This is a genomic window from Vreelandella olivaria, assembly GCF_023507745.1.
In the GTDB taxonomy this organism is placed as follows: domain Bacteria; phylum Pseudomonadota; class Gammaproteobacteria; order Pseudomonadales; family Halomonadaceae; genus Vreelandella; species Vreelandella olivaria_A.
Genome location: NZ_JALPZO010000124.1, coordinates 1 through 13,364, shown reverse-complemented (window position 1 = coordinate 13,364; position 13,364 = coordinate 1). Strand labels below are relative to the sequence as shown.

Below are 13,364 nucleotides of genomic sequence, written 5' to 3'. Positions count from 1 at the left end.
CTTTGAAAAGCCTTTTGTACAGCCCTTTGCATCATCCCTTGCACACGCGCCTTCCTCAAAATTCAATCATTATTGATGGAGATAAAAAATGAAACGACTGTTCGAACTTGGTAAGAGTACCTATTATAGTGGGTGGTTTAAACAGCGTTATCGGGCGAAGGGCAATATATCAGCGTACCTACACTCACAAATGGAACAATAAACCTGCTGGGAGGCAATGAATGAGGTCTCAATTCTCATGGATCGTGTTAACTATAACGGCACTACTGCTCATCGGTTGCGCTGATGATACAGCCCCCCAGGCCCCACCGACCCAAGTCGTTAAGCTATTTGAAACCGGACAGCAGGACATTTTCCCCAGCCGCCGTTTTGTGGGTCGAGTTGATGCGCTGAGCACGGTGAACCTGGCCTTCCAGGTAGGTGGGCGCATTCAAACATTTCCTGCCGTACAGGGGGCGACGATACCCCGTGGCGAGATGATTGCGCAACTGGACCAAACCGATTACGCCCTGCGGGTACGCAGTGCAGAAGCAGAAGTCGAGCAGGCGCGCCGTCACCTTAACCGGCAACGCAACCTCTACGCCCATAACGCGGTGTCTGAATCCGTACTGGATGCAGCCCGCACCGATGCCGAACTGGCCGAGACCCAACTGGAAAGTGCCCGACAAGAACTTGCCTATACCACCATGCAGGCTCCTTTTGATGCCCTGGTAACGCGACGGTTAGTTGAAAACCATACTACCGTACCACCCAATACCGAGGTGATTCGCGTCCAGGATATTTCCGAGTTGCGCATTCGCATCAATGTGCCAGAGTCGTTGATGCAACACCTGGAGGGCGATCGTGCATTCAATGTAGAAGCGGAAATTGCCACCCTGCCAGGCGAGCGTATTCCACTCACCTACCGTGAGCATGTTACCGAGCCAGATGAGGTGGCCCAAACCTATCAGGTTGAGTTTGCCCCTGCTGCTGACGCCCCCTTCATTGCCCTACCGGGAACGACAGCCACTGTCTTCATCGAGCTGGAAGATGCCGTGACCTCTTCCGTGGTAATGATCCCCTCCAGCGCCCTGGACCACACGGAAAACGGCGGCTTCAGGGTCTGGGTATATGACGAGGAAACCAGCACCGTCTCCCCCCAACAGGTAACGGTGGGTGAGACAAGTGATGATCACGTGATGATTATCACGGGCCTCCAGCCCGGTGTGTCTATTGCGACAGCAGGCGTGCATCTGCTTCGCGATGGCATGAACGTTAAACCGTTCGACACAGCGCTATAGGAGGCTCCATGAATATCGCAAAGCTGTCGATTGAACGGCCTTTAAACACTTGGCTAATTATTATCGTATGCTTCTTCGGGGGTATTTGGGGTTTCAACGCCGTAGGCAAGCTCGAAGACCCCGCCTTCACCATACCCAATGCCATTATTAATACCCCATACCCTGGTGCCACCGCGACTGAAGTCGAGGATGAGGTAACCGAGCGACTTGAGCGTGCTATCCAGGAAATGGAGCAAATCGATATTATTGAGTCGAAATCACTGCCTGGACGTTCAGAAATCCAGGTGGAAGTACACTCAAATTATCGCAGCAGTGAACTACCGCAAATTTGGGATGAACTGCGCAATAAGGTTAATGACGCTCAGGGCGACCTGCCCGAGGGAGTGCTTGGCTCCCAGGTGAACGATGATTTTGGGGAAGTATACGGTTTGTTCTATGCCGTCACAGCGGAAGGCTTCAGCACCCGTGAAATTCGTGATGTCTCCACCTTTTTGCAACGTGAACTACTTGCCGTCCCTGGTGTTGCACGAGTAACTACCGCTGGTGAGCGTGAAGAAACCATCTATATCGATATTTCCAACGAACGCTTAACCACGCTCGGCATTCCGATCGACCAGGTCATCAACACCATTCAAACGGAAAACGCCGTTGAAGATGCAGGCAGCCTGCGTGTCGGCGACCGTCAGGTTCGTTTAGTGGCACGCAGCGATATTGACAGCACCGCACTGATTGAAGCCATTCGCATTGGCCGCCCCGGCACAACAGAACAGGTGTCACTGGTGGATATTGCGGATATCTACCGCCAGCCTAGCGAATTGCCCAATCAACTTATCCGCTATAACGGCCAGGCCGCGTTTACTATCGGCATCGCAGGGAATGCCCGCGAGAATATTATTGAAATCGGCGAAGCTGTCGAGGCGCGCCTTGATGAGTTGAGGCACAGAATTCCCCTGGGTATTGAGCTGCACCCAGTCTACGAGCAACACCATGTGGTGAACGATGCCATCAACGACTTCCTGCTTAACCTGCTGATGTCCGTTGCCATCGTGATTGGTGTGCTCTGCTTGGCAATGGGCTGGCGGGTTGGCCTGGTGGTAGGCAGCACTCTACTGCTGACAGTGATGGGCACCCTGCTGTTCATGGGCCTGCTGGGCATTGATATGGAGCGCGTTTCGTTAGGTGCACTGATTATTGCCATGGGAATGCTGGTAGATAACGCCATCGTTGTCGCTGAAGGCATGGTGACCAATATCAAGCGTGGTAGAGGTGCCAAAGAGGCAGCCAGCGCTGCCGCCAAGCGCACCCAACTGCCACTGTTAGGCGCGACGGTTATTGGCATTATGGCCTTTGCGGGTATTGGGCTTTCGGATGACGTTACCGGTGAGTTCCTCTACTCCCTGTTTATGGTGATTCTGGTTTCACTGATGCTGAGCTGGCTGCTGGCCATTACGGTCACCCCTCTGTTTGGCTACTACCTGCTACGCAAACAGGAAACGGACCAGAATAGCAACCAGGACGATACGGCAAATAACGGTGCACAAGATGCACAAAAGGAGGAGCCAAGTAAACGCGACTTATACGGAGGTGTATTTTACCGGGTCTATCGTCGACTGCTTCTGCTGGCACTGCGTCTGCGCATATTGACCGTCTCTGCACTGGTAGTGATAACAGCGGTATGCATGTGGGCTTTCACGCTTCTTCCCCAGTCCTTCTTTCCTGACTCAAACACACCACTGTTTTTTGTTAACGTTGAGCTGCCGCAAGGCACCGATATTCGTGCAACGGCAGCCACTGCTGAGGAGATTGAGGGGTATATCCTGGAACAGGAGGGAGTCGTTTCCGTTGCCAGTTTTATCGGCCAGGGCGCCACCCGCTTTATGCTGACGTACGCACCAGAGCAACCCAACACCGCCTATGTTCAGTTCATTGTACGCACGGAAGACCTGGATGCGATCCCCTCCCTTGATCGCCAGTTTTACCACGAGTTGAACGACGCCTTCCCCAGTGCCCAGGTGCGTACCCAACGGCTTCAGTTTGGCCCTGGGAACGGCGCTAATATAGAAGCACGTTTTCAAGGCCCTTCACCCACCGTCTTACGTGAACTGGCTGCCGAGGCCCAGCAGCGCATGGATGCCAACCCCTATTTGATCGATCAACGCCAGGACTGGCGCCAGCAGGAACTGATCGTGGCACCGCGCATTAATGAAGAGCGCGCGCGTATAGCCGGGGTAAGCCGCGAAGATATCACCCAAACCTTACAGTTTGCGTCATCAGGCATACGTGCAGGAACTTACCGGGAGGGGGAACACCTGCTGCCCATCGTCGCCCGCCCCCCCGCAGATGAGCGTGATGATGTTGCCCTACTTAAAGACCGTAATGTATGGAGTGGAGCCCAGCAGCGTTTTGTTCCGATTAGCCAGGTAGTGACTGAGTTCGAGCTGCAGAGCGAGGAATCGTTAATACAACGCCGTAACCGAGTACGAACATTAACGGTGGGCGCGGACCCTGCGGAAGGCTACACCGCGGCCCAAGCCTTCGATGCCATTCGCCAGGAGATTGAATCCATTCCCCTGCCACCGGGTTATCAGTTGGAGTGGGGAGGTGAGCGTGAAGAATCGGGGGATGCACAGGAGGCATTAGCGCAACAGCTACCGATTAGCTTTCTGATCATGCTGCTCACCTCCATTCTGCTCTTCGGAAAGCTGAAGCAACCGCTTATCATCTGGCTGGTGGTGCCTATGTCAGTATGTGGCGTGGTGATTGGCCTGTTAGTAACGGGTTTGCCCTTCTCCTTTACGGCCCTGCTGGGAATGCTTAGCCTGTCAGGCATGTTAATGAAAAATGCCATCGTGCTGGTCGACGAGATAGACGGGCAAATCAAAGCAGGAAAAGCGCGCTTTTCAGCGCTGGTTGATGCCAGCGTTAGCCGTTTACGGCCGGTGTTTCTTGCTGCTGGAACCACCATCCTGGGAATGTTACCGCTACTGACAGATGCCTTTTTCAACAATATGGCGGTTACCATCATGGGTGGCCTGGCATTTGCCTCATTGTTAACGCTCATTGCAGTGCCTACGCTATACGCCATGTTGTTCAGTATTAAACGTAAAGAAGTCGAAGAGTAAGCATCAACACGGCTACCCCTGTAAGGCTGGTTTGCGGGGTAGCCGTGATTAGCTTTTCAGACCAACCACCATGGTAATAAAACTACAAAAATGGTTTTTATTGCCGTAAAGTCTCTTAAATCGAAGCCCAAAAATGTAAAATAACTACAATATTAATTACCGTTTCTATCATGCAGAGGTCTCTATGCCGAGCTCAACACCTGTTACCCTCAATGCGACCGTTGCCGCGGTTACTCAACGCATTCGTGAGCGCTCTGCTGAGCGACGCGCTCTTTATGAGCGCCGCATGGCCGACCAGCATAAACGTGGCGTGCACCGGGCCGAGCTCTCCTGCGGTAATCTGGCCCACGGCTTTGCCGCCTGTAACCCCCAGGAAAAAGACGCTCTCAAGCTAATGAACAGCGCCAACCTGGGAATTATTTCCTCCTACAACGACATGTTGTCGGCCCATCAGCCATTTGAAACTTTTCCGGAAACCATTAAAGCCGCCGCACGCGCCATGGGGTCTACCGCTCAGTTTGCCGGCGGTGTGCCCGCTATGTGTGATGGTGTTACCCAAGGCCAGCCGGGAATGGAACTTTCGCTGTTTTCCCGGGATGTCATCGCTATGGCCACTGCCGTAGGCCTATCCCACAACATGTTTGATGCGGCCCTCTATCTGGGCGTATGCGATAAAATCGTCCCTGGCTTGTTCATTGGTGCGGCGCGGTTTGGCCACCTGCCTGCGATGTTTGTGCCGGCGGGCCCTATGCCAAGCGGCCTGCCAAACAAGGAAAAAGCGCGTATTCGCCAACTATATGCGGAGGGCAAAGTGGGCCGTGAAGAGCTGCTGCAGGCAGAGTCTGACTCCTATCACAGCCCAGGTACCTGCACCTTCTATGGCACCGCGAACTCCAACCAACTGATGATGGAGGTGATGGGCCTGCACCTGCCAGGGACGTCATTTGTTAACCCTGGTAGCGAAATGCGCGAAGCCCTGACCCGCTACGCCACCGAACAAGCCATTCGCAATACCGAGGCTGGCGGCGAGTATCGTCCGTTCTATCAGCAGATCGACGAACGCGCCATTGTCAACGCGGTGGTCGGCCTGCTCGCGTCTGGCGGCTCAACCAACCATACGATGCACCTGATTGCCATGGCCGCCGCTGCAGGCATTACTCTGAACTGGGATGACTTTACTGACCTTTCTGCGGTAACGCCCAGCCTGATGAAGGTTTACCCCAATGGTCAGGCAGACATTAACCACTTCCAGGCGGCGGGCGGCATGAGCTACCTGTTTCGCGAGTTGTTGGGGGCTGGCCTGCTACATGGGGATATTTCGACCGTTTTCGGCACCGACCTGACGACCTACACTCAAGAACCTTTCCTTGAAGATGGCAAAGTGGTTTGGCGTGAAGGCCCCGAACAGAGCCTGGATGAAGACGTACTACGCCCGGTTGCCACCCCGTTCGCCCCCACCGGTGGTCTTACCGTGATGAAGGGCAATCTTGGCCGTGGTGTGATTAAAGTCTCTGCCGTTGCCGACGAGCACCGGGTGGTTGAAGCACCGGTGAAGATCTTTGAAGATCAAAACGAGATGAAGGCCGCTTTCGAATCCGGTGACCTGGACCGGGATGTGATCGTCGTGGTGCGCTTTCAAGGGCCGAAAGCCAATGGCATGCCGGAACTCCATAAGCTGACCCCCTTCCTTGGCGTACTACAGGATCGCGGCTTCAAAGTGGCGCTGGTGACTGACGGACGCATGTCCGGCGCTTCCGGCAAAGTACCTGCCTCAATCCACATGAGCCCGGAAGCACTGGATGGCGGTCCGTTAGCGAAGCTACGGGATGGAGATGTTGTACGCCTGGATGCCAACACGGGCACACTGGAAGCCAAAGTGGATGCCGCCACCTGGGCCAAGCGCGAACTGGCCGTGGCCAACCTGGATCACTATCACGTTGGCCTGGGCCGCGAGCTGTTTGGAGGCTTCCGTCATCTCGCTATGCGCGGAGAAGAAGGCGCTGGCGTATTGGGTGGTTTTGAAGCCGACGACCTGGCGCGTCAAGAAGGTCATATCCTCCAAGAGGATGCCTGAGGCAGCAGGCACCTCATTGGCGAGGTGCCGCAAAGCAGGATGACTGAAGAGATATAATTAGCTCTCCCAGACGGCCAGATGGCGAACGTAGCGTCCCCGGATGGGGGCACAGCGCCCCCGCCCAGGTACTTGGGCCAGGGCTACTTGAGACCGCTTATCTACTTTGTCAGCAGTCTCGGCTTATTAGTTCTACGACTACCCTAGTGATGAAAACGCTCGGCTGCCTGACGCGCCAGCTCACGAATACCATCCCAGTCTTCCGCATCCACCAACGCTTTGGGCGTAAGCCAGGAGCCGCCCACACACATGACATTGGGCAGAGAGAGGTAGGATTCGGCATTCTCCACAGTAATCCCCCCCGTGGGGCAAAAACGCGCTTCAGGAATGGGTGCACCAAACGCTTTGATTGCCTTCGCGCCGCCACTGGATTCCGCGGGGAAGAACTTAAAGCGGCGGTAACCATACTGCCAACCGGTCATTAACTCAGAAATAGTCGAAACACCAGGGAGCATAGGCACCGGACTCTCCACCCCATAACGGTACAATGCATCAGTCGCCCCAGGTGTTACCACGAAGTCTGCCCCCACCTGCTCCGCCTGACGGTACTGGGCCGGCGTCAGCACAGTACCCACGCCTATGCTGGCACCGGTCAACGCTTCACGCATACGTTTGATAGCATCCAGCGCACAGTCGGTGCGTAAGGTAACTTCCAACACGGTTAAGCCACCCTCCACCAGCGAACGACCCAGCGGCACAGCATCCTCAATGCGCTCAATGGTAATCACCGGGATCACCTCGGCCTTGAGACAAATACTGTCTAGCTCGGCGGTACGCGTTGAGGGTAGCTGTTTTTCAATGGTCATCTGTCATCTCCAAGCAATTTTTATTGGCGAAGGTCTGCCACTCAGGGCGCCCAGTAGATCGCCAATGGGCAAGATAAGAATGCGCGTATGGGCAATTGGCGAACATCGTCACCCGTCATGGCATTGGCCAAAACAGCGCGCTTATCGTCGCCGGTGATATGTAAAAAGTGGCGATGCGCCTGATGCAGGCGATCCGCCGAAAACGTAATGCGCGGCTGGGGCTGGCTTGGGGTACGCACTGCCACCAGCGGTTCATCGGTCGCCAGCGCCAGGCCTAGCTCCTGGCTATCGGGGAATAAAGAAGCAGTATGACCATCCCCCCCCATTCCCAGGATCACCGCACTGGCGGGCCATCCAAGACCTGCCGTTCGCCGGGCTACTTCATCAACCCCTTCTTCCGGTGTTTCAGCATCAGAGGTTAGCGGTACAAAGTTGGCCTCAGCCGCAGCGCCTTGGAGCAGGTGTTCACGTACCAGCCTGGCATTGCTGTCACTGCTTTGCTCACTCACCCAGCGCTCATCGGCCAGCGTGATATCAATACACCCCCAAGGTAATGGCTTAGCCGCCAGTGCCTTAAAAAAGGGAACAGGTGTTGAGCCTCCCGATACAACCAGTAAAGCGCGCTCCTGATGATCCAGATCGCTGGCTAATGCCTGGAATACCGCTTCGGCCAGTTGGTCTGCCAGCTGTTGTCGTGCTGCGCTCATCTCAGTAGTCCTCGTACCAGCTGCGGCCATCCTGGGTAATCATGGCAATGGAAGCTACCGGACCCCAGGAGCCTGCCGGGTAACGTCGCGGCGGCGTTTCACGCGCTTGCCAGCCATCAATCAGTTGATCGCACCAACGCCATGCGTGCTCTACTTCATCGCGGCGTACGAACAGGTACTGCTGGCCTTTCATCACTTCCAGCAACAGCCGCTCGTAAGCATCCGGGATACGTGATTTGGGGAAGGCGCTGTTGAAATCCAGGTGCAGCGGACCAGGACGCAGACGCATGCCTTTATCCAGGCCACTATCTTTGGTAAGCACCTGCAGTGCGATTCCCTCTTCCGGCTGCAAACGAATAATCAGCTTGTTGGAAGCAATGCCACGCTGATCAGGGTCGAAGATATAGTGCGCCTGCTGACGAAAATGGATAACGATTTGCGATAGCTTTTCCGGCATGCGTTTACCGGTGCGCAAATAGAAAGGCACGCCCGCCCAGCGCCAGTTGGAAACCTCGGTTTTCATTGCCACAAAGGTTTCGGTCTGGCTTTGCGTGTTGGCGCCCTCCTCTTCCAGATAGCCCGGCACAGCTTGACCATCACTTGTTCCCGCAATGTACTGACCGCGAACCACGTCGCGCCCAAGCGCTTCACCAGTGAAAGGCTTTAACGCCTTTAGCACTTTTACCTTTTCATCCCGGATAGCATCAGCATCAAGGTTTGATGGCGGGTCCATAGCAATCAGACAGAGCAACTGGAGCAAGTGGTTCTGCACCATATCGCGGAGCTGGCCAGCTTCATCAAAGTAACCCCAGCGCCCTTCAATGCCGACTTTTTCCGCGACCGTGATTTCCACGTAGGAAATATGGTTCTGATTCCACTGGGTACCAAACAAAGGGTTGGCAAAGCGCAACGCTATCAGGTTCTGTACCGTCTCTTTACCCAGGTAGTGATCGATACGATAAATGCGGGATTCAGGGAATACAGCACCAATGGCATCATTGATCTGTTTCGAGGACACCAGATCATAGCCAATGGGCTTTTCCACCACGACCCTGGTATCGTCATCAAGGCTGCCACTGGCATCCAGGTTATGGCAAATATCGCCATAAATACGCGCAGCGACCGACAGATAAACCACCATTGGGCGCCTGGAGTCCTCGCGCCATTGGCGAATAGCGTCATAACCGTCCAGGGTAGTAAAGTCGAGCCTGAGATAATTCAGCCGGTTCAGAAAGCGCTCAAGACTCTCATCATCATGTTCATCAGGCTTAAGACGCTTGTGCAGCGCCCCTTTCACCAGTTGCCGAAACGCAGCGGTGTCATGATCCTGTCGCGCCAGCCCCATGATGCGGGTGCTTTCCGGCATCAAACCTTCACGGTCCAGGTGATATAGCGCAGGAAACAGCTTGCGCAGAGCAAGGTCGCCAAGCGCTCCAAAAAGCGCTAAATCAATGGCATGGCTCGGGTCACCCAGAGGGGCACGTTGGGAAGCATTGGGCTGGCTCATCATTGCTCCTATTTATCGTTAGGTAACCCATCTAATGTAGTTAGATTACCTAAAATCTACCTCACAATGGGCACTATGCGCAATTATTCGTGTAATTTTACTACAAAAACATTAACCACTTCTCTTGGCAGACGTTTATAGCGTAGCGGCTGGGCTACACGATTGTAATGCCAACAGCTTAGGATAAACCGAATATCCGTATCAGATTTCTACTGCTCGGCCAATAAATGCTATCGGCCCGGTAGGCAGGCCGGTGGCCGAGCCTGTTTCGTCTTCAATCGTTAGCTCAAACAGCTGGTTATCTTCAAGGGGCGGTAACTCATCCAGGCGCATGCGGACTGGCTGGCCTGACTCTACCAAACCCAGCGAGACGGGTGCCTGCCAATCATCAGCTTTTGTCCAGAATTCCAGCGCCTTGCCCTCAGGCGCTTCAAAGGTACCCAATGGAATCAACTCAATTTCCTGGCGGTTGGCTGCCTGCACCACCCACCAGGCTGACTGGGTTTGCGGGGCAAGCAACACCACCATGTACTCCGGTGTCGCAGGCTCACTAGACACATTGGTTAACATCACACCCATGGCAAGCGCAGCTGCCATCCCCAGCCCCGCAGCACCACGCCATGCACCAAAGGACGACGTTTTGTCAAACTACTGGCTGGAGGCACTGCCTTAACTGGCCGTGCCTTTAGGCTACGTTCAATACGTGGCCACAAATAGTCGGAGGGCGTCACAGGGTCAACAATGGCGGTATAGGGAAAGAAGCGTTCTTCCCAGTCGGACATAGCCTTTTGGAGCCTGATATCCGTTGCTAAACGTGCTTCAAACGCTTCTCGCTCTGCAAGGGGCAGCGTACCCAGCACATACTCCCCCGCCAACGCATGAAGATCATCATATTCATCAGGACGTGTCATGCCATACACTCCCGTAGGCGAAGCAGGCTACGCATTATCCAGGCTTTAACCGTGCCCAGAGGCGCGCCTGTATGCGCTGCAATTTCCGTATGGCTAAGCCATCCACATAGGCGTGCAGCAGGCAATTACACCGTTCGGCTTCAAGCTGCCGCAAACACTCATCCATGCGCTGACCAGTTTGCCAGTCGGATGCCTCTTCCACGCGGGATGCGTGCTGGAATGTTTCATCGTGCTCAAATTCATCAGGTTCGTTCATATCCACATTGACGATGCGGTCGCGTTGGCGAATAGCATTCAGCGCCAGGTGGCGTGCAATGCTCAACGTCCAGGTACGTGCAGAGCCTTTAGCCGGATCAAAGCTGCCCACGCGCTGCCAGATATTCAGGCAGGATCGTGGACAATGTCTTCGGCCATACCTTTGTCTTTAACGATCCTGACAACGACCCCAAGCAGCTTGGGAGCCTCTTGCCGGTATAGTAGATGCAAGGCATCCTGGTCGCCACGTGCGCAGCGATTCAGCGCGGCAGCATGATCAAACTCATCAATTAGGTTAGAAACATCAATGTCAGACACGCCTTAGCTCCCTGGTCACGCGCCGATATCTATCGCCGCACTTGTCCTGACAGCATAGCGGCTGGGAACCCGTGATACGAGTTCCCAGCTTTACTGAGATTAGTTAGCTGTCCAGAAGATATAGTCAGCTTGATATGTGACTACGGCGGTAGCACCTTCGTTATCAGCACCACAGGCAGCATCAGGCGCAACACCACCCTGGGTGTCTAAGCGCTGAATGTAACTAACGCCTGTCATCGCGCCCTCACCTTCCGCAGGATGCGCTTCTACCAACTGAAGGGGAATATTGCCATCGCCATTGGGTGCTGTGGCCAACTCAGTCGCAGTGACTTTAGAACCATCCAGGGCTTCCCAGGTAGCGGGAGGACCATATGTAGCTGCCTACTTGAGTGCCATCATGATCATTCAGCGCTGCACTTGGGCCTTTAAATACCCAGCCTAAATCGCCGTCGTCGTTTACTTCATACATGTAAGTAATAGTACCTATGCCTACGGTTTCGAGCGCCACTGAGTTGCCGTCCGGCACCTGGACTTCCGCTGGCGTTTCGGCCAAAGCGGCATGACTGAAGGATGCGATCAAAGTAGCAGCTAACGTAGTACGCGTTAGATGAGGGATGGCCATTTCAGTCTCCTTGAGGGTTGTGATCAACCACCGCAACAGGTGGCTGTATAGGGGATACACATGGGGAGACGTTTTGGATGCATCTTTTATTAAAAATAATTTAAACGGACAATTCAGCGACTGAATTTTCGGCACCACTGCAAAAAACCGTGGTACGTGAACTTGCCCCCTCAAAAGTTGGACAGTTTGAGTCAAGGGTTGAAGGCCAGAGTCTGAAGGCTCAATAGTCTGATTATCAGGGCTGCACCCCACCGGGGCGAGTTTGAACCTCGTTGGTGTGAAAGCGCTTAGACAAACCAATAATATCTATCTCGACCAATGGCCCCTCTGGCTTTATCGGCGTTCCTAGAGCAGCCATCGTGACGAGGCTAATACTATACTCTCCATTCCTTTCTGGCTCAGACCAAGCTATCGTCTTTAGTGGCGAAAAGTCACTATCATATTCAAAGTCACTAAGACCAGCTTCAGTGAGGCCGTTCTTCATTGCGCGCGTCTCAACGGCTGTCAAGAACTCTGACCTGCCGACTCCTAACAGTGTTGCTTCTTGGCTATCCACCATAGTGAATAGCCCACATGATCGTTCGTCCCAAACAACAGAATATCGCGTCGAGAAAAAATGCTTTAGCGTAGTTTCTTCGGGCGAAAACGTGTCGAAATGTTCGATTGCTTCTGGAGTGGCGGGGAATGTCGGTAATGAAACAAAAGGCTCCTCGCCATCTCTAAGAAATGACAGACATTCTAAAAATATGATGTCCAGTACTAGATCGTCATTTTTTTAAATGTCATGTAGCGTTCTATCACTCCTTTGAACACCTGTCTCTGTACTATTGGTGGCACATCCGCCCAGGATCAACATGCTGACTAACATTATACTAAGGAAAAAATGTCTCACCTTCTTCATCTCTGGTGAAGATGTTTTGAAATCAAATGCCACACGAGTCAACTGTCTTTTAATCAAACCATTTTCTCCTGTAAATCACTTGATAATTCATGAAGTTTTTGCTGATCAATATGAGACGATTGGATGCTTTGTACATTCGTCTACTTCTTGGAACTTCCCTGAAGCATTCAGCATACCAACGACGCTATACTGAGCCTTCACGGTTGTACCTTGGCGCTGCTGGAAGCGCTGATAATCTCGCCGCCATGGTCGGTCTTGCAGCCCAGGTAAGCCGTGGGTCTGCCATCGGTGGTGGAACTGCTTGCCCCTTCAATAATGGTAGCGCCGCAGCCAGCCTTGTCGCCCACCCGAGCCACCGGCTGGCCCTCTACCTGAGAAGGCGAACCGGAGACGATTTCGGTGGTGCCGTGGCCGGGAATCGGACAGCGATGCAGGTCTCCTTTGCGGGCAACAGGCTTCATCGACAGATTTCCCATTGGCCATCACGGCGGATAAAGTAGAGCCTTACAAAACTTGCTTGGTACTCTTGGTCAGCGTGGCCAAATGCGATGGGCACATTCACTCCTTCAGTTGTTAGCCATGCCACACGATTACCTGCCGCGAGATTCAATGTCATCGGCTCTTCGGGGAAAGGGTCTAGCGTAAAGGCCTGCGGGTTATCGAAGAACATATCAAAGCCTGCCCGCTGACGCACATAGGCTTCGGATTCGCCAGACGCCAGAGCCAGCTCTGCAATCATGGTGGATGAGGCATTCATCAACGCATCGTTATTTTTTGCTTCAAACAGAGCATACAGCCGACGAT

13 protein-coding genes and 1 pseudogene are annotated in these 13,364 nt (G+C 53.8%); 3 read left to right on the top strand and 11 right to left on the bottom strand.

All coding sequences use genetic code 11. The features are described from left to right. The first annotated feature begins 221 nt into the window (after positions 1-221). From HP566_RS14155 to edd, 3 genes are all read left to right on the top strand, one after another. Positions 222-1,280: an efflux RND transporter periplasmic adaptor subunit gene (locus HP566_RS14155; RefSeq protein ID WP_249977921.1), complete on the top strand. Its 1,059-nt coding sequence runs from the start codon at positions 222-224 to the stop codon at positions 1,278-1,280. Positions 1,281-1,288: 8 nt separating this feature from the next. Further along, positions 1,289-4,402 (top strand): efflux RND transporter permease subunit, encoded by a 3,114-nt coding sequence (locus HP566_RS14150; RefSeq protein ID WP_249977920.1) that lies wholly within the window; start codon positions 1,289-1,291, stop codon positions 4,400-4,402. Between the two features lie 184 nt (positions 4,403-4,586). Then, positions 4,587-6,476, top strand: coding sequence for a phosphogluconate dehydratase (gene edd, locus HP566_RS14145; protein WP_249977919.1), 1,890 nt, complete (start codon positions 4,587-4,589; stop codon positions 6,474-6,476). Positions 6,477-6,676: 200 nt separating this feature from the next. Here edd and HP566_RS14140 read toward each other — a convergent pair whose 3' ends face one another. The 11 genes and pseudogenes from HP566_RS14140 to HP566_RS14090 all read right to left on the bottom strand — a co-directional run. Continuing rightward, on the bottom strand, positions 6,677-7,339 hold the full coding sequence (locus HP566_RS14140) for a bifunctional 4-hydroxy-2-oxoglutarate aldolase/2-dehydro-3-deoxy-phosphogluconate aldolase (RefSeq protein ID WP_249977918.1): 663 nt from the start codon (positions 7,337-7,339) through the stop codon (positions 6,677-6,679). A gap of 41 nt (positions 7,340-7,380) precedes the next feature. Then, entirely contained in the window at positions 7,381-8,046 is a 666-nt protein-coding gene (gene pgl, locus HP566_RS14135) for a 6-phosphogluconolactonase (RefSeq protein WP_249977917.1), read from the bottom strand. A 1-nt stretch (position 8,047) separates the two neighbouring features. Then, the gene (gene zwf / locus HP566_RS14130) at positions 8,048-9,553 is read right to left on the bottom strand and encodes a glucose-6-phosphate dehydrogenase (protein WP_249977916.1); all 1,506 of its coding nucleotides are present in this window, start codon (positions 9,551-9,553) and stop codon (positions 8,048-8,050) included. A 201-nt stretch (positions 9,554-9,754) separates the two neighbouring features. After that, a complete protein-coding gene (locus HP566_RS14125; RefSeq protein WP_249977915.1) occupies positions 9,755-10,150 on the bottom strand; it encodes an anti-sigma factor in 396 nt (131 codons plus the stop codon). Beyond that, positions 10,123-10,464, bottom strand: a complete 342-nt coding sequence (locus HP566_RS14120) for an anti-sigma factor (protein WP_249977914.1) — start codon at positions 10,462-10,464, stop codon at positions 10,123-10,125. Before HP566_RS14120 ends, HP566_RS14125 begins: the two co-directional genes overlap by 28 nt. 34 nt (positions 10,465-10,498) lie before the next feature. Then, a complete protein-coding gene (locus tag HP566_RS14115) occupies positions 10,499-10,831 on the bottom strand; it encodes a sigma factor (protein ID WP_249977913.1) in 333 nt (110 codons plus the stop codon). Positions 10,832-10,845: 14 nt separating this feature from the next. Continuing rightward, a complete protein-coding gene (locus tag HP566_RS14110) occupies positions 10,846-11,037 on the bottom strand; it encodes a hypothetical protein (RefSeq protein ID WP_249977912.1) in 192 nt (63 codons plus the stop codon). A 99-nt stretch (positions 11,038-11,136) separates the two neighbouring features. Beyond that, entirely contained in the window at positions 11,137-11,352 is a 216-nt protein-coding gene (locus HP566_RS14105) for a DUF3455 domain-containing protein (RefSeq protein WP_249977911.1), read from the bottom strand. 16 nt (positions 11,353-11,368) lie between these two features. Beyond that, the gene (locus tag HP566_RS14100) at positions 11,369-11,659 is read right to left on the bottom strand and encodes a DUF3455 domain-containing protein (RefSeq protein WP_249977910.1); all 291 of its coding nucleotides are present in this window, start codon (positions 11,657-11,659) and stop codon (positions 11,369-11,371) included. A 1,098-nt stretch (positions 11,660-12,757) separates the two neighbouring features. Then, positions 12,758-13,021 carry a PAAR domain-containing protein gene (locus HP566_RS14095; protein WP_249977909.1) on the bottom strand — a complete coding sequence of 88 codons (264 nt, stop codon included), beginning with the start codon at positions 13,019-13,021 and terminating at the stop codon, positions 12,758-12,760. Beyond that, a pseudogene (locus tag HP566_RS14090) lies at positions 13,018-13,364 on the bottom strand (hypothetical protein); the annotation flags it as partial. The gene HP566_RS14095 and the pseudogene HP566_RS14090, both read right to left, overlap by 4 nt.